At 42.3% G+C, this 23,503-nt stretch carries 21 protein-coding genes; 10 read left to right on the forward strand and 11 right to left on the reverse strand.

Translation table 11 applies throughout. The features are described 5' to 3' along the window. Window positions 1–73: 73 nt before the first annotated feature. Window positions 74–2,572 carry an ATP-dependent helicase HrpB gene (gene hrpB / locus BTO08_RS11025; RefSeq protein ID WP_105060969.1) on the reverse strand — a complete coding sequence of 833 codons (2,499 nt, stop codon included), beginning with the start codon at window positions 2,570–2,572 and terminating at the stop codon, window positions 74–76. Between the two features lie 113 nt (window positions 2,573–2,685). On the opposite strand from hrpB, the gene sfsA reads away from it, so the two are divergent. From sfsA to panC, 7 genes are all read left to right on the forward strand, one after another. Next, window positions 2,686–3,399, forward strand: a complete 714-nt coding sequence (sfsA, locus tag BTO08_RS11030) for a DNA/RNA nuclease SfsA (protein WP_105060970.1) — start codon at window positions 2,686–2,688, stop codon at window positions 3,397–3,399. Window positions 3,400–3,528: 129 nt separating this feature from the next. Next, window positions 3,529–3,978 carry an RNA polymerase-binding protein DksA gene (gene dksA, locus BTO08_RS11035; RefSeq protein WP_006647288.1) on the forward strand — a complete coding sequence of 150 codons (450 nt, stop codon included), beginning with the start codon at window positions 3,529–3,531 and terminating at the stop codon, window positions 3,976–3,978. 312 nt (window positions 3,979–4,290) lie between these two features. After that, window positions 4,291–5,175 carry a tRNA glutamyl-Q(34) synthetase GluQRS gene (gene gluQRS / locus BTO08_RS11040; RefSeq protein WP_105060971.1) on the forward strand — a complete coding sequence of 295 codons (885 nt, stop codon included), beginning with the start codon at window positions 4,291–4,293 and terminating at the stop codon, window positions 5,173–5,175. Between the two features lie 54 nt (window positions 5,176–5,229). Next, entirely contained in the window at window positions 5,230–6,663 is a 1,434-nt protein-coding gene (pcnB, locus tag BTO08_RS11045; protein ID WP_277949263.1) for a polynucleotide adenylyltransferase PcnB, read from the forward strand. Next, window positions 6,660–7,145, forward strand: coding sequence for a 2-amino-4-hydroxy-6-hydroxymethyldihydropteridine diphosphokinase (gene folK, locus BTO08_RS11050; RefSeq protein ID WP_005371314.1), 486 nt, complete (start codon window positions 6,660–6,662; stop codon window positions 7,143–7,145). Before pcnB ends, folK begins: the two co-directional genes overlap by 4 nt. A gap of 25 nt (window positions 7,146–7,170) precedes the next feature. Further along, window positions 7,171–7,965 (forward strand): 3-methyl-2-oxobutanoate hydroxymethyltransferase, encoded by a 795-nt coding sequence (gene panB / locus BTO08_RS11055; protein ID WP_105060973.1) that lies wholly within the window; start codon window positions 7,171–7,173, stop codon window positions 7,963–7,965. Window positions 7,966–7,975: 10 nt separating this feature from the next. Continuing rightward, window positions 7,976–8,863 (forward strand): pantoate--beta-alanine ligase, encoded by an 888-nt coding sequence (panC, locus tag BTO08_RS11060; RefSeq protein ID WP_105060974.1) that lies wholly within the window; start codon window positions 7,976–7,978, stop codon window positions 8,861–8,863. A gap of 68 nt (window positions 8,864–8,931) precedes the next feature. On the opposite strand, the gene BTO08_RS11065 is transcribed toward panC, so the two are convergent. Together BTO08_RS11065 and BTO08_RS11070 are read right to left on the reverse strand one after the other, a co-directional pair. Beyond that, entirely contained in the window at window positions 8,932–9,702 is a 771-nt protein-coding gene (locus BTO08_RS11065) for an ABC transporter permease (protein WP_105060975.1), read from the reverse strand. Then, entirely contained in the window at window positions 9,699–10,631 is a 933-nt protein-coding gene (locus BTO08_RS11070) for an ABC transporter ATP-binding protein (RefSeq protein WP_105060976.1), read from the reverse strand. The genes BTO08_RS11065 and BTO08_RS11070 overlap by 4 nt, the downstream gene beginning before the upstream one ends. A 117-nt stretch (window positions 10,632–10,748) precedes the next feature. Between BTO08_RS11070 and can the strand changes: the two genes are divergently transcribed. Continuing rightward, window positions 10,749–11,438, forward strand: coding sequence for a carbonate dehydratase (gene can, locus BTO08_RS11075; protein WP_105060977.1), 690 nt, complete (start codon window positions 10,749–10,751; stop codon window positions 11,436–11,438). Window positions 11,439–11,487: 49 nt separating this feature from the next. Here can and hpt read toward each other — a convergent pair whose 3' ends face one another. Next, the gene (gene hpt / locus BTO08_RS11080; protein ID WP_005371302.1) at window positions 11,488–12,015 is read right to left on the reverse strand and encodes a hypoxanthine phosphoribosyltransferase; all 528 of its coding nucleotides are present in this window, start codon (window positions 12,013–12,015) and stop codon (window positions 11,488–11,490) included. A gap of 224 nt (window positions 12,016–12,239) precedes the next feature. On the opposite strand from hpt, the gene BTO08_RS11085 reads away from it, so the two are divergent. Continuing rightward, complete coding sequence (locus tag BTO08_RS11085) at window positions 12,240–12,848, forward strand: TetR/AcrR family transcriptional regulator (RefSeq protein WP_006647298.1); 609 nt, start codon at window positions 12,240–12,242, stop codon at window positions 12,846–12,848. Window positions 12,849–12,929: 81 nt separating this feature from the next. Here the strand turns inward: BTO08_RS11085 and BTO08_RS11090 are convergent, their stop codons facing one another. The 6 genes from BTO08_RS11090 to BTO08_RS11115 form a co-directional block, all read right to left on the reverse strand. Continuing rightward, entirely contained in the window at window positions 12,930–13,970 is a 1,041-nt protein-coding gene (locus tag BTO08_RS11090; RefSeq protein WP_105060978.1) for an ABC transporter ATP-binding protein, read from the reverse strand. Further along, a complete protein-coding gene (locus tag BTO08_RS11095) occupies window positions 13,970–15,598 on the reverse strand; it encodes an ABC transporter permease (RefSeq protein WP_105060979.1) in 1,629 nt (542 codons plus the stop codon). Before BTO08_RS11095 ends, BTO08_RS11090 begins: the two co-directional genes overlap by 1 nt. A gap of 166 nt (window positions 15,599–15,764) precedes the next feature. After that, entirely contained in the window at window positions 15,765–16,778 is a 1,014-nt protein-coding gene (locus BTO08_RS11100; RefSeq protein ID WP_105060980.1) for a Fe(3+) ABC transporter substrate-binding protein, read from the reverse strand. A gap of 175 nt (window positions 16,779–16,953) precedes the next feature. Further along, entirely contained in the window at window positions 16,954–18,183 is a 1,230-nt protein-coding gene (locus BTO08_RS11105) for an ammonium transporter (protein WP_105060981.1), read from the reverse strand. A 50-nt stretch (window positions 18,184–18,233) separates the two neighbouring features. Then, window positions 18,234–18,572, reverse strand: a complete 339-nt coding sequence (locus BTO08_RS11110; RefSeq protein ID WP_008987933.1) for a P-II family nitrogen regulator — start codon at window positions 18,570–18,572, stop codon at window positions 18,234–18,236. A gap of 211 nt (window positions 18,573–18,783) precedes the next feature. After that, window positions 18,784–19,152 (reverse strand): YacL family protein, encoded by a 369-nt coding sequence (locus tag BTO08_RS11115; RefSeq protein WP_005371287.1) that lies wholly within the window; start codon window positions 19,150–19,152, stop codon window positions 18,784–18,786. 193 nt (window positions 19,153–19,345) lie between these two features. Here BTO08_RS11115 and BTO08_RS11120 point away from each other — a divergent pair, with 193 nt between their 5' ends. Next, entirely contained in the window at window positions 19,346–20,479 is a 1,134-nt protein-coding gene (locus BTO08_RS11120) for a glycerate kinase (protein WP_105060982.1), read from the forward strand. A gap of 81 nt (window positions 20,480–20,560) precedes the next feature. On the opposite strand, the gene acnB is transcribed toward BTO08_RS11120, so the two are convergent. Further along, window positions 20,561–23,158 carry a bifunctional aconitate hydratase 2/2-methylisocitrate dehydratase gene (gene acnB, locus BTO08_RS11125; protein WP_105060983.1) on the reverse strand — a complete coding sequence of 866 codons (2,598 nt, stop codon included), beginning with the start codon at window positions 23,156–23,158 and terminating at the stop codon, window positions 20,561–20,563. Between the last annotated feature and the right edge of the window lie 345 nt (window positions 23,159–23,503).

Below are 23,503 nucleotides of genomic sequence, written 5' to 3' on the forward strand. Positions count from 1 at the left end.
CTACCATTGCTCCTAAAAACGTGATTATGGCTAATAATGAATACTATACCTGATTATATATACAGGTCTATTGCTACATATATTTTTTAGTTTTACGTGTAGGTACATGATTAGCAGGATCATCCGGCCATGGGTGCTTCGGATATCGACCTTTCATTTCCTTTTGTACTTCCTTATACGAGCCCTGCCAAAAAGCGGCTAAGTCTTGTGTAATTTGCAGTGGTCTTTGTGCTGGAGATAATAATTCCAACACCAGCGCCACTTTGCCATTAGCAATACAAGGCGACACTTTTTCACCAAACATTTCTTGTAATTTCACCGCAAGTACAGGTTGCTGTTGTTCATGATATCGGATCTTTATAGTAGTCCCTGTTGGGACTTGATAATGCGTGGGCAGTTGCAAATCGACTTGTTGCTTTTTATCCCAACCTAAATACGCCTCTAATGCGGCAAGTACATCTAACTTAGCGACACCTTTCATGGTTTTGATCCCATTCATATAAGGCAGTAACCAACGATCAGCCGCTTCAAGTAAATCCGCTTCCTCTAATGCAGGGAGCGCTAGTTCAGGTAACCAGCGAGCAGCACAACGTGCACGTGTCAGCAACGAAGTGGCTTTATCTGTCCACGTTAATACCGATAAGCCTTTGCGTTTTATTGCATTAACCAACGCTTCACTGGCAAGCGCTGGATCAGGATCGGCGGCAATATCTCGACTAACGATGAGTTTGCCACAATAGATCCGATGTTCAGCACTTAAGCGCCCTTTTTTATCATCCCAATCCAGCCAGTCTTTCTTGGTAAATAACTGAGGGTGCGCCTGTTGTAATTGGGCTAAATCAGCAGACACAGCAGAAAATACTCGACTATCACCTTGACGTGTTTTCACCACATCCGCCACCACCAAGGTATGTTCAGATGCCAGATTTTGATCCACATCGAGTATCACACCTTGACCGTTTGCCAACTGATAACGTCCATCATGATTACGTGTTATCGCAATACGATCAGGAAAGCCTGCTGCTAACAATGCACCTAACCATTGGTTATTAACCGTCAACGATGTGCTCTTGGGTTTGTCATCAAGGTATTGATAAAGTTTTTGTTGGGCTTGTTTCGCGCGCTGGCAGTAATGCCCTGCTTTAGCAAGCTTTTGACTTTCCAATAAATGTAATTGAAAACCGAGATCCGGATTGTCCATCCCTCGCGGCGGATCTTCTAATAACGCCACAAGCATGGCTGCTGTCGACAATATTGTCTCATCCTGTTGCGCTCGGTAGCGTTCAAGGGCAAAGGCCAGAATCGCGGCATGACGAGGGTCGGCACCTAAAACTTGAATCAATTTTCCTCGTTCAGTTTGTTGGCCTCGCGTATCTATGGCGCCAAGTTGTACCAATAATTCACGAGATTGTTGTAATGCGATTGCAGGAGGAATATCGAGCCATTGTAATTCAGCGGGATCGTGACAACCCCACTGCACTAATTCCATTGCCAATGAGGTTAAATCGCTACGTAAAATTTCAGGCTGCGGGGTTGCAGGTTGACGCTGTAGTTGCTCTTCACTGTACATTCGCAGACAAATACCCGCCGATAAACGTCCTGCTCGTCCTGCTCGTTGCTCTGCCGATGACTGTGCAATACGTACTTGCTGTAAGCGGCTAATACCTGATTTTGGATCCCACTGTGCGATACGCTCTAACCCGCTATCAACCACTAACCGAATACCTTCAATGGTTAAACTGGTTTCAGCAATATTCGTCGCCAACACGACTTTACGTTGCCCATTAATTGGCGCACTGATCGCTTGTTGTTGCAGTTCAATGCTCAGTTGTCCATAAAGTGGACAGATCATAGTTTTATTGTCGACACGATCCTGTAACGCTTGCTCTAACCGTTTAATTTCGCCTACACCCGGTAAAAACACCAGCATAGATCCTGATTCAGTAATGAGTAATTGGCATATTGCTTGTGCCATTTTTTCAATAAGATCTCTCGGCTCAGTTTGCCCAGCATAGCGATATTCAACAGGGAAGCAGCGTCCTTGTGATTCGATATAGCTAGCCTCTGGCAATAGTGCTATCAATTCTTGCTGAGATAAGGTTGCTGACATTACCAGAACCTTTAAATCATCGCGAAGCGCTTGCTGTACTTCGAGTGCTAACGCTAATGCGGTATCGGCGTGAATAGAACGCTCGTGAAATTCATCGAAGATCAGTAAATCAATGCCTGTCAGTTCAGGATCCTGTTGCAGCATCCGTGTCATCACCCCCTCGGTGACAATCTCAAGCTTGGTCTTTGCACTGACTTTAGTTTCACCTCGTACACGTAAGCCAACAGTTTCCCCGACCTTTTCACCTAACTGACGAGCTAAATACCCCGCAATATTTCTTGCAGCTAATCGTCTTGGCTCTAACATTACGATACGTCCGGTAAACGTATTTTCTTGCAATAATGAAAGCGGTAGAAATGTCGACTTACCTGCCCCCGGTGGCGCTTTTAAAATCAGTTGAGATGAAGATGTCAGTGCTGATAATAAATTGGGTAAAACGTCTACTATTGGGAGTTGTGACAAGCTGAGTACCTTATGTCATGATCTAATTTATCGGCTAATGCCATGCCTTTAATTGCCATTGTAGCGAAAAGGTAACCTACAACGAAAAACAATAATCAGTCACAGAGAGAACTATGAAATTTGCGCAACCTTTACAAGCGGCAAAACTGATCAAACGTTATAAGCGTTTTTTAGCCGATATTGAACTTGGTAATAATGATGTTCGCACTATCCATTGTGCCAATACGGGAGCTATGACAGGCTGTGCCGAACCTGGCAGCACCGTTTGGTATTCCACCTCTGACAATCCAAAACGTAAATATCCTAATAGTTGGGAGCTTACTCAAACACTGACTAATGATTGGATTTGTGTAAACACAGCCCAAGCCAATCGATTAGTAGAAGAAGCCATTAAAAATGACGTAATTGATGAACTAACAGGTTACACATCACTGCGAGCTGAAGTTAAATATGGCACTGAAAATAGTCGCATTGATTTATTACTTGAGTCAGAAAGTCGACCACCCTGCTATATTGAAGTAAAAAGCGTCACCTTATTAGGGAAAGATAGACAAGGTTATTTTCCTGACGCCGTAACCACTCGAGGCCAAAAACACCTTAGAGAGTTAATGGAGATGGTTGATCAAGGTAACAGAGCGGTGCTTTTATTTGCAGTATTACATTCGGGAATTGATAACGTATCAGTAGCTGATCATATTGATCCAATATACGCTCAGCTATTAACGCAAGCAGTGAAGGCTGGTGTTGAGGTTCTTTGCTATAAAGCAGAGCTCAATAAAGAACAAATCAAGCTAACTAATTGTATAGAATTTCGTCATTCAAACTAAAAAATGATGGTTTCTTCACATTGGTATAGAATTGAAGAAAGACAATAATTGCCACAGCCAACCCTTTCTGCTATAGATACCGCCCAAAATTAACCAGTGACGGTTATTAGGTACATTAGGAGATGCTATATGCCAGAGAGCAACGTTAAAAAATCACTAGGCATCCTGGCTATTGCTGGGGTTGAACCTTACCAGGAAAAAGCTGGTGAAGAGTATATGGGTGAAGCTCAACGCGATCACTTCCATAAGATTCTTTCAGCATGGCGTAATCAGCTTCGTGAAGAAGTTGATCGTACAGTAAACCATATGCAAGACGAGGCCGCTAACTTCCCAGATCCTGTCGATCGTGCAGCTCAGGAAGAAGAATTCAGCCTTGAATTACGTAACCGTGACCGTGAACGTAAACTGATCAAAAAAATCGAAAAAACGCTAAAGCGCATTGAAGAAGATGATTTCGGCTTCTGTGACTCTTGTGGTATCGAGATCGGTATTCGTCGTTTAGAAGCTCGTCCAACAGCAGAACTTTGCATTGATTGTAAGACACTTGCAGAAATCAAAGAAAAGCAAATGGCAGGCTAATTACGTCACCTGCGTTAATGCCTAATTTTAGAGGGAGCGAAAGCTCCCTCTTTCGTTTACACTAACGTGCGATTTAATTTGTGTGGCGCTATTATTAGCGCGACTTATCCATGTTGAACATTGCTTGCGCTCTAATCACGCTCAATTGAGCTTAAGATTAGCTCGCACCAAACTGAATAAGGTTCTGTATTAAGAGTCTTATTCAGTTTGGAGGGTTTGCCTTGCTGCAGTATCCCCTAGCTCTGGTCAACATATTTTAACGCCGAGCCTAGTCACCTAATCAGGTCTAGGCTGCTTTATTGTTCATAATTTATGACACAGACGACACAATATATAGGACGCTTTGCGCCATCACCCTCAGGGCCACTTCATTTCGGATCATTGATAGCCGCACTCGGTAGCTACTTGCAAGCCAAGTCACACCAAGGGCGCTGGATTGTCAGAATGGAAGATCTCGACCCACCACGAGAAATGCCAGGTGCTGCAGATGATATTCTTCGTACTCTTGAAGCTTATGGCTTTACGTGGGACGGTGGAATTATGTATCAAAGCCAACGTCATGATGCATACCAAAGTCAAATAGACCAATGGTTAGCCCAAGGCGATGCTTATTATTGTCAATGTAGTCGTAAAGCAATCAAAGAAGCAGGCGGTTTTTACCCAGGTACCTGTCGTAACCTCAATCAACAGCCTAAAGACAGTGCTGTTCGGTTAAAAGTGGACAAACCTATCACTCTTTTCGATGATCAATTACATGGTCAAATCGTCCTACCAACAGCTGTTGCGGGAGAGGATTTTATCATTCGACGTCGAGACGGGTTATTTGCTTATAATCTTGCGGTTGTGCTTGATGATATCGAACAAGGGATCACAGAAGTTGTTCGTGGTGCTGATTTAATTGAACCTACGGGACGTCAAATCGGCTTATACCAACAGCTTGGTCATGCCCCTGTGAGCTATTTACACTTACCGCTCGCTGTAACGGAAAATGGCAATAAATTGTCAAAACAAAACCATGCGCCAGCGATTGATAAAAACAATCCTCGGCCGGCTTTAGTTGCAGCGCTACAATTTTTAGGCTTAGCGCCACCAGCAGAACTTGCTGAACTAACTGTAGAAGAAATTTTATTGTGGGGCGTTGAACATTGGCAGCTCGATAAGCTACCAAAAACCACCGCTATCACACTAGCATTCTAAAATAGTCTGCCGTGATATATTATATACGGCTGTTTGTTGAACCAGATGCACATAATGGGGTGTATTATCTTTAATCGAGTAGCCAGCTTTTGCCGTAAAGTATTGAATCGCGACAGTAGTACTCGCGTTCCAGAGGAACAAACTTTGCAAGTTTACCAACGCCAAGAGCACAGCATTTCACGTAAAGATATCAGCGAAAATGCGCTGAAAGTACTATATCGTCTAAACAAAGCCGGTTACGACGCTTACTTAGTAGGTGGCGGCGTACGTGATTTACTACTAGACAAACAACCTAAAGACTTCGATATTGCAACCAATGCAACACCAGAAGACATTAAAAAGCTATTTCGTAACTGTCGCTTAATTGGTCGTCGTTTTCGTCTTGCCCATATCCTATTTGGTCGTGACATTATTGAAGTGGCAACATTCCGCGGACACCATTCAGACGCGCCAGTACAAACGACTACACCAAAAGATAGCAAACAAAAACCACAAATCTCGTCGCGTAGCCAAGAAGGTATGTTACTTCGTGACAACGTCTACGGCACGATCGAAGAAGATGCAGAGCGTCGTGATTTCACCATCAACGCACTTTATTACAGTGTGAAAGATTTTACGGTGACCGATTACGCCAACGGTGTTCACGATCTTAACAATCGTATTGTTCGCTTAATGGGTGATCCTGAAACCCGTTACCGTGAAGATCCTGTACGTATGTTACGTGCAGTACGTTTCGCGGTAAAACTAGACATGGAAATCGATCCTGCAACGGCAGCACCGATCAAAGATCTTGCGCCACTCATGCTAGATATTCCATCGGCGCGTTTGTTCGAAGAAAGCCTCAAACTGCTGCAATCAGGACAAGGTTTAGAAACGTACCGTATGCTACGTGAATATAACCTGTTCCAACAACTTTTCCCTATTTTGGCTGATCACTTTACTGAAGATAACAGCAGCCAAACAGAGAAGATGATTGAGCACATCTTGGCATCTACCGATAAGCGTATTGCAGAAGATAAACGCGTAAACCCTGCCTTTATCTATGCGGCAATGCTGTGGTATCCAATGATGATCCGTGCAGAAGAAGTGTCTTTTGCTAGTGGTTTATCGTTCTACGACGCCTTTATGGTGGCTAGTAACGATATTCTTGATGATCAAGTTCGTACGATTGCGATCCCACGTCGCCATACCACGACAGTTCGCGATATTTGGCAACAGCAATTACGCTTTGCTCGTCGCAGTGGCAAGCGTGCGTTTAAAACTATGGAACACCCTAAATTCCGTGCCGCTTACGACTTCTTAGAAATGCGTGCCCTATTTGAAGGTCATGATGTTAAAGAGTTAGCGCAATGGTGGAGTGAATTCCAAAACGTGGATCGCAACCAGCGCGGTAAAATGGTGCAGAACCTGAATGAAAGTGGCAGTCGTCGCCCACGTCGTCGCCGTCCGCAGCAGCGCCGTAAAAAGCCACAGCCAAAATCATCATGATCCGAGCTTATATCGCAATAGGCAGTAACTTGGGCGATCCTATCGCCCAAGCTAATAGTGCCATTGATGCGTTACGCGCACATCCCGATATGACGGTCGTTGCTGTCTCATCCCTATATAGCAGTACACCAATGGGACCGCAGAACCAACCCGATTATATCAATGCCGTGGTAGCAATCGATACCGATTTAGCACCGCTCGCATTACTTGATCAAACCCAAGCCATTGAACTTGAACATGGTCGAGTACGTAAAGATGAGCGTTGGGGACCAAGAACCTTGGATCTCGACATTCTGTTATACGGTGATCTCATGCACCATTGCGAACGTTTAACCGTTCCACATTACGGTATGAAAGTACGAGAGTTTGTACTCTACCCGTTAGCTGAGATAAGCCCTAAGTTAACCCTACCTGACAACACCCCTTTATCCACTCTATTGGATCAGGTAGACCTAAATGGCTTAGCTATCTGGCAAAAATAAAAATCTATCAGGGCGAGGAAAAGCTATGAAGAAAATTACTATCAACGATCTCATGAAATGGAAGCAAGAAGGTCGTAAGTTCGCATCAGTCACTGCATACGATGCAAGTTTTGCTCAATTATTTGAGCAGCAGGAAATGCCAGTATTACTGGTTGGTGATTCTCTTGGCATGGTTTTACAAGGCCGTGAAGATACGCTTCCTGTTACTGTAGAAGAAATTGCTTACCACACGCGTAGTGTTCGTGCTGGTAGCCCTAATGCATTACTGATGGCTGATATGCCATTTATGAGTTATGCAACGCCAGAGCAAGCTTGTGAAAATGCAGCAAAGCTAATGCGTGCTGGCGCTAATATGGTCAAACTAGAAGGCGGTGCATGGTTAGCAGATACCATTTCTATGCTAGCTGAACGTGCCGTACCTGTTTGTGCTCACCTCGGTTTAACACCACAATCAGTCAATATTTTTGGTGGATACAAAGTACAAGGCCGTGATATCGACAAAGCCGATGAAATGGTGAAAGACGCTATCCTATTAAAAAATGCAGGCGCACAGATCATTGTTCTCGAATGTGTACCTGCCAGCCTTGCTGAACGCATTACCAAAGCGGTAGAGATCCCTGTGATTGGTATTGGTGCAGGTAACAGTACCGATGGTCAAATTCTAGTTATGCACGATATGTTCGGTATTTCTGCCAATTATATGCCGAAGTTCTCGAAAAACTTCCTCGCAGAAACTGGCGACATGCGTGCGGCTGTCACTAAATATATTAAAGATGTTGAGACAGGTGAGTTTCCAGCCTCTCAACATACCTTTGAATAAGGAATAAAAGATGCAAACATTCGCCGAGATTGCCCCACTAAGAGAGCAAATTCGTACCTGGCGCCGTGAGGGTCGCCGTATCGCTTTTGTTCCAACAATGGGTAATTTGCATGAAGGCCACTTAACGCTGATGCGTAAAGCGCGTAAACATGCCGATGTTGTTGTTGCTAGTATCTTTGTTAATCCAATGCAGTTTGATAAGGCAGAAGATCTACAAACGTACCCACGTACGTTAGAACAAGACATTGCCAAACTGAGTCAACAAAATATGGTTGATGTGGTATTCACACCAACGCCGGAAGTTATGTATCCTGCCGGTTTAGACAATCAAACATTTGTTGAAGTACCAGGCCTATCTAGCATCTTAGAGGGCGAATTGCGTCCTGGTCATTTTCGTGGTGTAGCAACCATCGTTAATAAACTCTTTAATATTGTTCAACCTGATGTAGCCTGCTTTGGTGAAAAAGACTTCCAACAATTAGCGCTTATTCGTCAGATGGTTATCGACCTTGAACTTGATATCAAAATTGTTGGTGTACCTACAGTACGTGAAATGGATGGTTTAGCCATGAGCTCGCGCAATGGCAAACTAACCGTTGATGAACGTCAACGAGCGCCTGTACTTGCCCGTACTATGCGTTGGATCAGCAGCCAAATGCGTGGTGGTCGTACTGACTATGACGAGCTTGTCGTCGATGCCAATGATCAATTACGTGCGGCAGGTTTACAGCCTGATAAATGTTTCATTCGTGATGCAGTTACCTTACTGCCTATAACCGAAGGAACTCAGCAAGCGGTGATCTTGATGTCATCTCAATTAGGTAAAGTCCGCCTAATTGATAACCAAGTTGTTGACTTGGGACCGACTCAAACATCAGATGAAGATGTCGCTGAATAAACGTTAGTAATAACGGTTAATAAAAAATACCGCTCATTGAGCGGTATTTTTTTATCTCAAATATCACGCTATGAACGTAATCCAATACCGCGTGATATTAGATAATATGCCACGCTATACAACGCAATAACAAAAACACTCAATACAGCAAACGATGTACCAATTCCCACATCAGAGACGCCAAGAAAGCCGTAACGGAAGGCATTCACCATATAAACGATTGGGTTGATCTTCGATACACCTTGCCAAAATTCAGGCAGTAGATTGATCGAGTAAAACACCCCACCAAGATAAGTCAACGGCGTTAGCACGAACGTTGGAATAATACTGATATCATCAAACGTGCGAGCAAATACCGCATTAATTAAGCCGCCTAATGAGAACACGATAGATGTCATTACCACGGTTGCTACAATCACACCAATATGTGCAATGTGAAGCTTTACAAACAACAATGACACAATCGTAACTAATGTCCCTACGGCTAAACCACGTAGTACACCACCACCGACATAACCAGCAATAATGATGTAGTTAGGAACTGGCGCAACCAATAACTCTTCAATGTTGTGCTGAAACTTAGCACTAAAAAAAGAAGACGCAACATTAGAATAAGAATTAGTGATCACTGACATCATGATCAAACCCGGCACGATATAGGCCATATAACTAAACCCTTCCATATTACCAATTCGGCTACCAATTAAGTTGCCAAAAATAATGAAATACAAGGTCATGGTAATGGCAGGTGGGACTAACGTTTGTACCCATATACGTGTAAATCGATGGATTTCCTTGGCAATTAAGCTTTTAAAAGCGATCCAATATTGTTTCTTCACGCCTCAACCCCTTTATTATTCTGTGCTTGGTTTACCAAAGTGACAAACAATTCCTCTAAGCGGTTACTCTTATTGCGCATCGATTTAACCTCGATCCCTTGCTCAGTTAATTGACTAAATACAGGGTTTAAACTTTCGCCTTTTTTCAGTTCAATTTCCAAAGTCGCACTATCAACCAATAGACTATTGAAGCCAATTAAGTTTGGTGGCGTCTGTTGTGGGTTGATATCTAAAATAAACGTTTCTAATTCAAGCTTTCCCAATAAGTGTTTCATTGAGGTATGCTCAATCAATTCACCGTGGTTAATAATACCGATATTACGGCACAACATTTCGGCTTCCTCCAAGTAGTGAGTGGTAAGAATAATCGTCACCCCCTCTTGGTTTATTTTACGTAAAAACGTCCACATAGATCGGCGTAATTCAATATCGACACCCGCGGTTGGCTCATCTAAAATCAGCAACTTAGGTTCATGCATTAATGCACGAGCAATCATTAATCGGCGCTTCATCCCACCCGATAAATTACGCGCACGCTCACTGCGCTTTCCCCATAAATCAAGCTGTGATAAATATTTCTTAGCACGCTCTTTAGCAAGCGATCGCTCTACACCGTAATAACCGGCTTGGTTAATCACGATTTGCTCAACCGTTTCAAAAGGATTGAAATTAAATTCTTGTGGCACTAACCCTAGCTGGTTTTTCGCATCGACTTTTTCAGAGTCTAAATCATAACCAAAGATTTTTACCGAGCCCGAGGTCTTATTCACCAATGAGCTAATGATGCCAATAGTGGTCGATTTTCCCGCACCATTAGGCCCTAATAACGCAAAAAAATCCCCTTCATCAACGGTTAAGCTCATATTCTTTAAAGCTTCCACACCGCCTTTGTAAGTTTTTCTTACATTTTTTATTTCTAAAGCGTTCATAAATTGCAATCTTTCTGTTACAAAAATAAAAGGAATTATTAATTATCTATCACTAATCCGATTTGCTATTAGCGAAGCTTGTGTATAGTAAGGAACATATCAATATAAGGTATCATCATGGCAGATATTAAGCAGCTCTTCGCAAACAACCTATCTTGGTCAGAGAACATTAAAAATGAAGATCCTGACTACTTTACAGAATTGGCAAAAGGACAACATCCACAATACCTTTGGATCGGTTGTTCAGACAGTCGTGTTCCCGCTGAACGTTTGACGGGACTTGTCTCTGGTGAATTATTCGTCCACCGAAATGTAGCCAACCAAGTGATCCACACCGATCTTAACTGTTTATCCGTGGTTCAGTATGCTGTTGATGTACTGAAGGTTAAACATATTATTATCTGTGGTCACTATGGCTGTGGTGGCGTTACCGCTGCCATTGAAAACCCACAGCTAGGTTTAATCAATAACTGGCTACTGCATATTCGCGACCTTTACTTAAAGCACCGTACTGATTTAGGTGCCCTTCCTCGCCAAGAGTGGGATGATAAATTATCTGAAATTAACGTTGCCTCGCAAGTCTATAACTTGGGTAACTCAACCATTTTGCAGCAAGCATGGGAACGTGGACAAGAAGTGAAGATCCATGGTTGGATCTATAGTACAAGCAATGGCGTACTTAAAGATCTTGGTGTTACCTCAACCAGTCGAGAAACGCTTGAAGTTGGTTACCAATCGGCAATGTCTTCACTGCTGCCACCGTTAGAGCAGTCTATCAATGATCATATTACTGAAAAAACAAACTAAGCTTCAGGATCTATCATGATAAAAAAAGCGACCTAATGGTCGCTTTTTTTTATTCCGGAACCACTTTACCAATGAAAGGTAAATGACGGTATTTTTGTGCGTAATCGATACCGACACCCACAACAAATTCATCAGGAATAACAAAACCGTACCAATCAACTTTCACGTCCACTTCACGACGCTCTGGCTTATCAAGTAAGGTACAAATACGAATAGAGTTAGGCTCGCGTAGCGATAAGATCTCGCACACTTTATGTAATGTATTGCCGGTATCGATAATATCTTCAACAAGCAGTACATCTTTACCTTTGATGTCATCATCAAGATCTTTCAAGATACGTACATCACGGCTACTTTCCATCGTATTACCGTAACTTGATGCAGTCATAAAATCGACTTCATGAGGCAAGTCAATCGCACGTGCAAGATCTGCCATGAACACAAAGGAACCACGCAACAAACCTACCATCACTAGATCTTTTGAATCTTTGTAACACTCAGTAATTTGCTTACCTAGCTCTTTAACTCGTTCTTGAACTTCCTGCTCAGAAATCATTACTTCAATTGTATGTTTCATTTTCTTCTCCATTTGTGCGACTGCACTAGCCATCACAGGCTACTTATTTCAAAGGAATCGCATTGTACCACTCCTCAGAAATAATGGTTATTTAATCAATAGTGTCAATTATCCGAAACACTTTAGATTAGTTATATTTGCCGAACAGTTGTTTATTATGTAACCTACCCTTATTAAAACAGATGCATAAACAGTTTTTATACTTAGGCTAGGGATTATTAATTATGGATACGATTACAAAAAAAACCCGTACTCGTCTTTCACCTGAAAAGAGAAGACAGCAACTTCTTGATTACTCATTGGAAGTTTTTGCCAGAAGAGGTATCGGCCGTGCAGGACATGCTGATATCGCTGAAATGGCAAACGTTTCTGTTGCAACTGTATTTAATTACTTTCCAACTCGTGAGGCACTGGTTGAGCAAGTACTAGTTGAAGTTGAAAATGAGTTTAGTGCATTACTAGAAGAATGTCTGGGTGATAAAAACAAGACACTTCATGCACGTTTAACCTGTATTAGTCACAATCTTATCGATACGGTTTTAGATCAACAAGATTGGATTAAAGTATGGTTTGAATGGAGTACTTCGGTACGCGATGAAGTATGGCCACAATTTGTTGAAACCAACCGTAATAACCTTCATAAAGTACGTGATGCGTTTGCCCAAGCTATCGATAACGGTGAAATTACTACCGCACAAAAGGCTGATGATTTAGCCAAATTGTTACATGGCATTTGTTACGTCATTTATATCCAAGCGAACTTACTACCAGATCAAACAGCACTTCAAGAACAAGCAGAAATCTACCTTGAAGCATTAGCTTTAAATCGCTAATTCAAGCGCATAAATAATAAAGCCTGCATCATGCAGGCTTTATTATTAGCGAAGTTGAAAACAACGTTCTCTTTAAAACAGTTACGACGCAACCGCAAAAACCACTGGTAAATGGGGTTCAACTTCAACCGAAACACGATCGCCGACATTCATCAATAAATGAGAATTCACAATCAATTTATGGCCTGAAAAATCAACCGTATAGCGACAGCTATCACCCATAAATTGTTGTTCAATAATCTCACCATCACCATCGTCTTGTAACATAACACGCAAGTTTTGTGGCCTTAAAAGCCAATCAACTGATATATCATCAAGTAACGTTTCATTAGACGCTAATGCTAACTCACCTAAGGGTGTCAGCAACCGCGTTTGATTTTTCACCGTAGCGGGAAGGTAAGATCCCGTACCGAGGAAATCTGCAACAAATCGGCTACTTGGCTGATAATACAATTCCGTAGCACTACCAAATTGTTCAATCACACCATGATTCATGACCGCCATTTTATCAGCAAAAGCGAAAGCTTCTTCACGGCTATGGGTAACAAAGATCGCTGTTACTCCCTGCGCTTTAAAGATTTTTCGAATATCACGAATCAAGCTATGTCGTACTTGTGTATCAATATTAGAGAAAGGTTCATCTAACAAAATCAAATCAGGCTCAGACGCCAGTGCACGAGCAATCGCGACACGTTGCTGTTGTCCTCCTGATAATTGGTGAGGATAACGATCCTCTAACCCTGTTAAATGCACTAAGGTTAACATTTCTTGGATCTTGGCTGCGGTACGGGCTTTATCCCAATGGCGTAGACCAAAGGCTATATTTTGCGCCACGGTTAAATGCGGAAACAATGCATAATCTTGAAAAATCATCCCAATATTACGTTTCTCTGGTGGTAACCATTGCTGCTCATCAACAATTGTTCGTCCATTAATCGACATTAAACCTTGTTCTAACGGCAACAGTCCAGCAATTGCTTTTAACAACGTTGTTTTACCACAACCACTTGCGCCTAACAGACAAACGATCTCACCGGGATTAACCGCTAACGATAAGTCTTGCAGCACAGCCTGACCATGGTAACTACAGGTTAAGCCGTTGACAGATAATGCATGTTTCATTAGTTCTTTTGCTCCAAAGATCGGTTAACCAATACCAAGGGAATTAAACCCACAACCACCAGTAAAATAGCCGGTAATGCTGCTAGCTCTAGCTGTTCATCTGACGCAAAATTAAATACGTAAGTCGCTAAGGTTTCAAAATTAAATGGTCTCAGCAACAAGGCTGCATTGAGCTCTTTCATCGACTCAATAAACACCAGTAACCCTGCAATTAAACAACCTCGACGTATTAACGGCAGATGGACTTTTCTCAACATCGCCGTTGAGGCATAGCCCATGGTTTTTGACGCCATATCTAATGATGGCGATACTTTGGTTAAGCTTGTTTCAATGCTACCAATCGCAACGGCAGCAAAACGGACCACAAAGGCAAAAATAATCGCGAATATCGTACCTGAGAAAATTAATCCCGGACGACCAAGCCCTAGGCTCATCGCAATATCATTAACCAGATGATCAGCACTGGTTAGTGGGATCATCACTCCTATCGCCAACACAGTACCCGGTACCGCATAGCCTAATGACGATAAACGAATTGGCATTTGGCTAAAACCGTTACCATCAAGGCGTCGATAAAAGTTAACCACAAGCCCTAGAATTACCGCTATAACCGCAGCAGTGATCGAGACAAAGAAGCTATTTAAGCTGTATTGTTTAAATTCAGGTGTCCAACTTTGGCTAAAATACTCAACGGCGTAATAACCCAGTTGTAGTAGCGGAAATATAAAAGCACAGCCAACCAGTCCCCAACACCATACGAGTGCTAGCCACTTTTTCCATCCTTTTAAGATGTACTTAACATCCCCATCGTTATCACATTGATGTTGAAACATCTTCTGTTTACGACGACTAAAACGCTCACTACTGATCAAAAAGAAAATAACAAGCAACATGATGGCTGATATTTTCGCAGCAGCATAAAGATTAGAATAACCTAGCCACGTATCGTAAACCGCTGTCGTTAACGTATTAACGGCAAAGTAACTAACCGTACCAAAATCCCCTAACGCTTCCATGGCCACAAGTGACACCCCAACAGCAATTGCTGGTCGTGCTAACGGTAGCGAAATACGACGAAAGCTTTCCCATGGCGTACAACGTAGCAAACGAGCAGATTGCAATAAGCTGACACTCTGCTCCATAAAGGCAGCCCGAACAAGAAGATAAATATAAGGGTAAAGCACTAAGGCTAAAACAAAACATGCACCGCCTAATGAGCGAAGATCAGGAAACCAATAGTCACCAACATGCTGCCAGCCGAACATACTGCGTAAAAAAATCTGAATTGGGCCTGCGTAGTCAAACCAATTAGTATAGAGGTAACCAACAATATAACCGGGCATGGCTAAAGGTAAAACAAGTGCCCACTGAAGTGTTTTTTCGGTTGGTAAACGGCACATTGCCATTAACCAAGCAGTAGGAAGGCCGAAGCAAAGAGATAACAGTACCGTGCCCACAACTAAAGCAACAGTATTAAAGGCATAGGTTGGCATCACCGTATTCATTAGGTGGCCAAATACCTCATCTGAATTGCCCATTGCGGTAAAAAATATTGCAAGAATAGGAAAAACCAGTAGCAGAGCAAAGGTCCAACTACCGGCTTTCCAGAACAAAAACTTTTCTTTCATTGACTACTACTTAGTATTTTCCAATATCTTTAACCATAAGAATAATGGCAAGATTAAGTATCAACATTCCCTAGTAATGGGAAGAGGAAACTACCACAACTTATTGCAAAATTTACCAAGCATGATGCAAAAATGGGGCTTAGCGCCCCATTTATTTTGTAACTAATTACAGATCAAACTTCACTTCATCCAGCAGTTTTGTTGCTGCATTGTGGTACTGTGCAATCTTGTCTAGTGATACATCGTCAGCTTTAAAATCACCCCAAGATGCAACTAGTTCTGAACGCTTCACACCCTCTTTAACTGGGTATTCATAGTTCACTTCAGCGTACATCTCTTGTGCTTTATCAGACGTTAAGAATTCCATTAATTTAAGTGCGTTAGCTTGGTTTGGCGCGTATTTCGCCATTGCCATACCACTTACGTTAACGTGAGTACCGTTACCTTCTTGACCTGGGAAATTAATGTAAACCGCTTCAGCCCATGCTTTTTGGTTTTCATCGTTAACCATCTTACCTAGGTAGTAGCTGTTACCAATCGCTAGATCACATAGGCCTTCTTTCACAGCTTTAACTTGTGCGCGGTCGTTACCCTGAGGTTTACGAGCAAGGTTTGCTTTCACACCTTCAAGCCACTTTTTCGTTTCCGCTTCACCATAGTGAGCAATCATTGATGAAACGAGTGAAACGTTGTAAGGGTGCTTACCTGAACGTGTACAAATTTTACCTTTCCACTCTGGTTTCGCTAAATCTGCATAATCAAAAGAGGCAGGTAGTTTACCTACACGATCTTTTGATGAGTAAACGTTACGAGAACGCAGTGTTAAAGCAAACCACTCATCTTCGTTATCACGAAACTGTGCAGGAACATTACCATCAATCAGTTTGCTATCAACTGGTTGAACTAATTTCTTATCAGATAGCTCTACCAAACGGCTAATATCTGTTGTTAATACAACATCAGCAGGGCTATATTCACCTTCTTGCTCAAGCTTTTCAGCAAGACCTTTTTTAGCAAACTTCACATTAACTTTAATGCCAGTTTCTTTAGTGAATTCGTTAAACATAGGCTCAACTAGGAAAGGTTGGCGGTATGAATAAACATTAACCTCTTCAGCTGCAGTAGCAACTTGAGGAGCGGCTAAACCCATAAGGATTGCTGAAGCTAAAAGCTTTTTCATTGATTATTCCCTTAAACGCAAAATGTAATGATAATGTTTCTCAATAACATTCATTATACGTAAAACACTTACCTTCGCAATCCAGTAGTTACAATTTATTACAATCAAAAATAAAACTCGCCACCTATTTCTAGGTGGCGAGTTTTTATCTACAAAGTAATTAATTACTTATATTTTATTTTACGCTAACAAATTCTGGGTAAGCATCAACACCACAATCATGTGAATCCATACCTTCCAGTTCTTCTTCTTCTGTTACGCGAATACCAACCGTTACTTTTAGTAAACCCCATACCGCTAAACTTGCTGCAAACACCCAACCGAAGATAACTGCAGCACCAAATAACTGAGTCATAAAGCTTGCATCAGCATTACTAAATGGCACGACCATTAGACCAAATAAACCACATACACCGTGTACTGAAATCGCGCCTACTGGATCATCAATCTTCACTTTATCAAGTGCAATGATACTAAACACAACTAATGCGCCTGCAACCACACCAATAATTACCGCAGCAACTGGTGATGGTGATAATGGATCAGCCGTGATAGCCACAAGACCCGCTAGCGCACCGTTTAACACCATAGTTAAATCAGCTTTACCCCATGTTGTTTTACATACTGCTAGTGCTGCAATGGCACCAGCGGCGGCTGCGGCATTCGTATTTAGGAAGATTTGACCAACAGCAGTTGCGTTTTCAAAGTCAGATACCATTAACTGTGAACCACCATTGAAACCAAACCAACCGAACCACAGAATAAATGTACCTAATGTTGCAAGTGGCATGTTAGAACCTGGAATTGGGTAAATCTCACCATTTTTACCATATTTACCTTTACGTGCTCCTAGTAGTATTACACCCGCTAGTGCTGCTGCTGCACCTGCCATATGTACAATACCTGAACCTGCAAAGTCACTAAAGCCAGCTTCTGATAGGAAACCACCACCCCATGTCCAGTAACCTTCTACAGGATAGATAACCGCTGTTAGTACTACAGAAAAAATTAAGAATGACCATAGCTTCATACGTTCAGCTACTGCACCAGAAACAACAGACATCGCAGTCGCAACGAAGACAACTTGGAAAAAGAAGTCAGATTCTAAAGAGTGATCAGCGCCTTCAGCTTGCGTACCAATTAATGCTCCAAATGAGGGTAACCAACCACCCGCACTGTTATCGACATACATAATGTTGTAACCAACCAGTAGGTACATGGTACAAGCGATAGCATATAAACAAATATTTTTAGTTAAAATTTCAGTGGTGTTTTTCGAACGAACAAGGCCTGCTTCCAACATCGCAAAACCTGCCGCCATCCACATCACTAATGCGCCAGAGATCAAAAAGAAAAATGTGTCTAACGCATAACGTAATTCTATTACTGTTGTTGATAATTCCATGGTCGTCTTCCCCTAATAACCTAATTCATCAATTCTTTTATTGTTGTGAATTACAGTGCTTCTGTATCCACTTCACCAGTACGAATACGTACCGCGTGCTCAAGATCGTAAACAAAAATTTTGCCGTCACCGATTTTCCCGGTTTGTGCGGCATTGCTGATGGCTTCAACAATGGCATCTAAATTCTGAGCTTGTGTCGCAATTTCAATTTTCACTTTAGGTAAAAAATCGACCTGATATTCTGCACCACGGTAAAGCTCTGTATGCCCTTTCTGTCGGCCAAATCCTTTGACTTCCGAGACTGTCATACCTTCTACACCGACATCGGCTAATGCTTCACGTACGTCGTCTAATTTAAATGGCTTAATAATGGCGTTAATTATCTTCATTGCTTGCTCCTCAAATACCCAATCCTTGATGTTTACAGTTACTTAACAAACAAGCATTGTGCCAACTTTTATTTGTAATAAAATTCAACAACTTAATATATTTAAAGGAATTTAAAGAAAAAAGGCTGCACCATCACAGTGCAGCCCTCTCACTAACATGAAGCATAAATACGCCTCAAATCAATTCTATTTTTAAAACTCGCTAAGAAAATTAAAAACGAGCAATAAAAGTACGCCAACCTTCTAACACTTGCTCAAGATCTTCAAATCCACAAACAGAAAGACTTTCTTCATCATAGAAATGAAAATCCTCTTCAAAGTCTTCCTCTTCTTCTGAAAACAAACAGTTAGCTTGAACTAAGGCTTCATTATCTTGCAATAATAGGGTTAATTCTTCCCCCACTAAACGCCACTCTTGGCTACTGTTTTTCATTGCACTAAGTTGATCCATGATGAGATCGAGCTTCTCGGTATCCTTACCTATTTCTTCAATGATCCAACGACCCAATACTTCATGACCCATAGAAAAAATAGCGTGATAAGTACCGTCCAAGGTATTTTTTTTAAATTCGTAGTCCATACCTTTCGTTCCTCATAGATGATCTTCTTGCTTTAATAAGCTGATAAAATACAGCCTATATGCTGCCGCCCATTGTCAGGATCTACTCAAGAAATGCAACTCAATACCACAAGTAGACGCAAATCGTGCTACACAATGACGTAACCATAACAAAAATGCTCGTATTCCTTCTCTTCGTTTAGAGCTCATTATTATGAAAATTATTATTGCTCCTGATTCTTACAAAGAAAGCTTAACGGCAATGGAAGTGGCTACCGCGATTGAAAACGGTTTCCGCCAAGTATTACCAAACGCTGAATACATTAAACTTCCCATGGCTGATGGCGGTGAAGGCACTGTGCAATCATTGGTAGATGCTAGCAACGGTCGTATTATTGAGTGCACAGTAACAGGTCCTTTAGGCGAGCAAGTAAACAGCTTCTTCGGTTTAATGGGTGATAACAAAACCGCGATTATTGAAATGGCGGCTGCATCTGGTTTACATCTTGTTAGCTCTGAGCAACGAAATCCCATGTTGACGACCAGCTTTGGTACAGGTGAATTAATTATCGCTGCATTGGATAAAGGTGTAGAGCACATAATTATTGGTATTGGTGGAAGCGCAACTAACGACGGAGGTGTCGGTATGGCACAAGCGTTGGGGGCACGTCTACAGGATGAAAACAACAACCCAATTTGCTTCGGTGGCGGTGCGTTAGCTCGCTTGCACCATATTGATATCAGTAACATCGACCCTCGCCTTGCTAAGGTAAAATTAGAAGTTGCATGTGATGTCGATAATCCACTGTGTGGCGAAAAAGGCGCATCACGGATCTTCGGTCCTCAGAAAGGTGCAATTCCGGAAATGGTTGATCAACTTGACGCTAACCTTGCCCATTACGCCAAAATTATTAAACGTGATTTAGGTCGTGATGTAAAAAACAGGGCTGGTGCGGGTGCTGCTGGCGGTATAGGAGCTGCTTTGCTTGGATTTTTTAACGCGCAGTTACGTTCAGGAATAGAAATAGTCATGGATGCGGTCAATTTAGCAGACGTATTAAAAGACGCTGATTTAGTGATCACAGGTGAAGGTCGCATTGATAGCCAAACTATTCATGGTAAAACCCCAATTGGGGTTGCACGCACAGCAAAACGTTTCAACAAACCTGTCATTGGTATTGCAGGGTGCCTATCTTATGACTGTGATGCCGTGTATGACCACGGGATTGATGCAGTATTCAGTGTCGTACCACGCTCGGTAAGTTTGACTGAAGCGCTAGCAGAAGCTGCAATTAACGTTGAGCTTACGGCACGTAATGTGGCTGCAATTTACGCAATAGTTCGCTAATAAAAACTTTTCCCATACAAACAAAAACGCCTCGAACATTCGAGGCGTTTTTTATTATTTAATCAAAACTAAGCACTATGATTAAGCTGGTTTTTGAATGATCACATCATCCGCTTTCTTGGTGTAATCTTCCATACGATGGAAATTTAAGTAACGGTAAGTATCTGCCGCCGTTGCATCAATTTGTTTCGCGTATTCTAGGTATTCTTCTTTCGTTGGAATACGACCTAAAATAGCGCCAACAGCTGCAAGCTCTGCTGATGAGAGGTAAACATTCGCGCCTGTACCTAAACGGTTCGGGAAGTTACGGGTTGATGTCGACATTACTGTTGCCTTATCAGCAACACGTGCTTGGTTACCCATACACAATGAACATCCCGGCGTTTCAATACGAACCCCAGCACGACCAAAGATCCCGTAGTAACCTTCTTCTGTTAGCTGATCTTTATCCATCTTCGTCGGTGGTGCGACCCACAAACGTGTATCTAGCTGACCACCAAACTTCTCTAGTAGTTTACCTGCTGCACGGAAGTGACCAATGTTCGTCATACATGAACCGATAAATACTTCATCAATTTGTGTACCTTGAACGTCAGACAGTAAACGCGCATCATCAGGATCATTTGGCGCACATAGAATTGGCTGATTGATATCTGCCAAGTCAATTTCAATCACGTGTGCGTATTCTGCATCATTATCTGCTGTCATTAGCTCTGGATTTGCTAACCACTCTTCCATCGCGGTAATACGACGTTCAATGGTACGGCGATCGCCGTAACCTTCAGAAATCATCCACTTCAGCATCACGATGTTTGAATTTAAGTATTCTGCAATCGACTCTTCAGAAAGCTTAACGGTACAACCTGCCGCACTACGCTCTGCCGATGCATCTGATAGCTCAAATGCTTGCTCAACCGTTAGGTGTTCAACACCTTCGATCTCCAGTACTCGACCAGAGAATTCGTTGATCTTACCTGCTTTCTCTACTGTCAGTAGACCCTGCTGAATCGCGTAGTATGGGATCGCATGAACCAGATCACGTAGCGTGATACCTTCTTGCATCTCACCTTTAAAGCGAACCAGAATAGATTCAGGCATATCTAACGGCATAACACCTGTTGCCGCAGCAAAAGCGACAAGGCCAGAACCAGCTGGGAATGAAATACCTAATGGGAAACGCGTATGTGAGTCACCACCTGTACCAACAGTATCAGGCAGGAGCATACGGTTTAGCCATGAGTGAATAACACCATCACCCGGACGAAGTGATACACCACCACGATTCATAATGAAATCAGGTAATGTGTGGTGAGTATTAACATCAATCGGTTTCGGATAAGCCGAGGTATGACAGAACGACTGCATCGTAAGTTCAGCAGAGAAACCAAGACACGCTAAGTCTTTTAATTCATCACGAGTCATAGGACCGGTGGTATCTTGCGAACCTACCGTTGTCATCTTAGGCTCACAGTAAGTGCCAGGGCGAACGCCTTCAACACCACATGCTTTACCTACCATCTTCTGCGCTAAGGTATAACCCTTACCGCTATCTTCAACCGCAACAGGACGACGGAAAATATCCGATGATGGTAAACCCAATGATTGACGAGCACGATCGGTTAGGCCACGACCAATGATCAATGGAATACGACCACCCGCACGTACTTCATCAATCAGCACATCCGTTTTTAGCCCAAAAGTAGAAACTAGCTCATCACTTTCGTGACGACGAACTTCACCTTTAAATGGATACACATCGATCACATCACCCATCGCGAGTTGAGTCACATCAACTTCAATCGGTAGTGCGCCTGCATCTTCCATCGTATTAAAGAAGATAGGAGCGATCTTGCCACCTAAAACATAACCACCCGCACGCTTGTTCGGTACATAAGGGATATCATCGCCCATGAACCAAAGCACAGAGTTAGTCGCAGACTTACGAGAAGAACCGGTACCTACAACATCACCAACATAAACAAGCTGATGGCCTTTTTCTTTTAACGCTTCGATTTGCTTGATCGGACCAACAGAGCCTTGTTGATCAGGCACGATACCTTCACGTTCATTTTTCAGCATCGCAAGCGCGTGAAGTGGGATATCAGGACGAGACCATGCATCAGGTGCTGGTGATAAGTCATCGGTATTGGTCTCACCTGTGACTTTAAATACAGTCAGGGTGATTTTTTCAGCCAATGCTGGTTTAGATAGGAACCACTCAGCATCAGCCCATGATTGTAGAACTTGCTGAGCAAATGCATTGCCTGCTTTTGCTTTTTCTTCTACATCGTAGAACGCATCAAACATCAATAACGTATGAGATAACGCTTTAACTGAAATCGGAGCTAGCGTGTCATCATCAAGCAAAGAAATAAGTGGTTCGATATTGTAACCACCTTGCATTGTGCCGAGTAACTCTGCGGCTTTTTCTTTACTTACGATAGGTGATTGCGCGTCACCTTTAGTAATCGCTGCAAGGAAACCCGCTTTTACGTATGCCGCTTCATCAACGCCTGGGGGAATACGATTTTCTAGTAGATCCAGCAGAACACTTTCTTCGCCTGCTGGCGGATTTTTTAGTAACTCAACAAGAGCGGCAACCTGTTCAGCATCCAATGGTTTAGCAACAACCCCTTCAGCAGCACGCTCTTCGACGTGTTTACGGTAGGCTTCAAGCACGACATATTCCTCATATTACGGCCTAGCTCTAGTGACTAGACATCCTTGGAAGTGGATGATCTCTGGATTATTATCAATCTTGTTTTGCTAAATACCTTCTGAGCAAAATTCATTTAGTAGAGACCAAATCTGTGTAAACATCATACCATTGTTAACTTAAACTTAAAAACTACTGCTTTTTTACAACATTCACATTTTAAGAAAATTCTTTGTTCATAATGTGTAAAGCGATCCTCAATATTTATAACGCATAAAATAAAAGTCGCTTGTTTCATATTGGTTTTATTTTCTCTTTTTTAGCTACAGGTCATATTAAGTGACATAAATCACTAAAGTTTTGTAACA

The organism is Photobacterium angustum (genome assembly GCF_002954615.1).
Classification (GTDB): Bacteria; Pseudomonadota; Gammaproteobacteria; order Enterobacterales; family Vibrionaceae; genus Photobacterium; species Photobacterium angustum_A.

What these genes read in the sequence shown, in the direction of transcription:
- sfsA (WP_105060970.1), top strand. Translation starts at nt 2,686, where the DNA reads ATGAAATTTGCGCAACCTTTACAAGCGGCAAAACTGATCAAACGTTAT.
- dksA (WP_006647288.1), top strand. Translation starts at nt 3,529, where the DNA reads ATGCCAGAGAGCAACGTTAAAAAATCACTAGGCATCCTGGCTATTGCT.
- gluQRS (WP_105060971.1), top strand. Translation starts at nt 4,291, where the DNA reads ATGACACAGACGACACAATATATAGGACGCTTTGCGCCATCACCCTCA.
- pcnB (WP_277949263.1), top strand. Translation starts at nt 5,230, where the DNA reads ATGGGGTGTATTATCTTTAATCGAGTAGCCAGCTTTTGCCGTAAAGTA.
- folK (WP_005371314.1), top strand. Translation starts at nt 6,660, where the DNA reads ATGATCCGAGCTTATATCGCAATAGGCAGTAACTTGGGCGATCCTATC.
- panB (WP_105060973.1), top strand. Translation starts at nt 7,171, where the DNA reads ATGAAGAAAATTACTATCAACGATCTCATGAAATGGAAGCAAGAAGGT.
- panC (WP_105060974.1), top strand. Translation starts at nt 7,976, where the DNA reads ATGCAAACATTCGCCGAGATTGCCCCACTAAGAGAGCAAATTCGTACC.
- BTO08_RS11070 (WP_105060976.1), bottom strand. Translation starts at nt 10,631, where the DNA reads ATGAACGCTTTAGAAATAAAAAATGTAAGAAAAACTTACAAAGGCGGT.
- can (WP_105060977.1), top strand. Translation starts at nt 10,749, where the DNA reads ATGGCAGATATTAAGCAGCTCTTCGCAAACAACCTATCTTGGTCAGAG.
- hpt (WP_005371302.1), bottom strand. Translation starts at nt 12,015, where the DNA reads ATGAAACATACAATTGAAGTAATGATTTCTGAGCAGGAAGTTCAAGAA.
- BTO08_RS11085 (WP_006647298.1), top strand. Translation starts at nt 12,240, where the DNA reads ATGGATACGATTACAAAAAAAACCCGTACTCGTCTTTCACCTGAAAAG.
- BTO08_RS11090 (WP_105060978.1), bottom strand. Translation starts at nt 13,970, where the DNA reads ATGAAACATGCATTATCTGTCAACGGCTTAACCTGTAGTTACCATGGT.
- BTO08_RS11095 (WP_105060979.1), bottom strand. Translation starts at nt 15,598, where the DNA reads ATGAAAGAAAAGTTTTTGTTCTGGAAAGCCGGTAGTTGGACCTTTGCT.
- BTO08_RS11100 (WP_105060980.1), bottom strand. Translation starts at nt 16,778, where the DNA reads ATGAAAAAGCTTTTAGCTTCAGCAATCCTTATGGGTTTAGCCGCTCCT.
- BTO08_RS11105 (WP_105060981.1), bottom strand. Translation starts at nt 18,183, where the DNA reads ATGGAATTATCAACAACAGTAATAGAATTACGTTATGCGTTAGACACA.
- BTO08_RS11110 (WP_008987933.1), bottom strand. Translation starts at nt 18,572, where the DNA reads ATGAAGATAATTAACGCCATTATTAAGCCATTTAAATTAGACGACGTA.
- BTO08_RS11115 (WP_005371287.1), bottom strand. Translation starts at nt 19,152, where the DNA reads ATGGACTACGAATTTAAAAAAAATACCTTGGACGGTACTTATCACGCT.
- BTO08_RS11120 (WP_105060982.1), top strand. Translation starts at nt 19,346, where the DNA reads ATGAAAATTATTATTGCTCCTGATTCTTACAAAGAAAGCTTAACGGCA.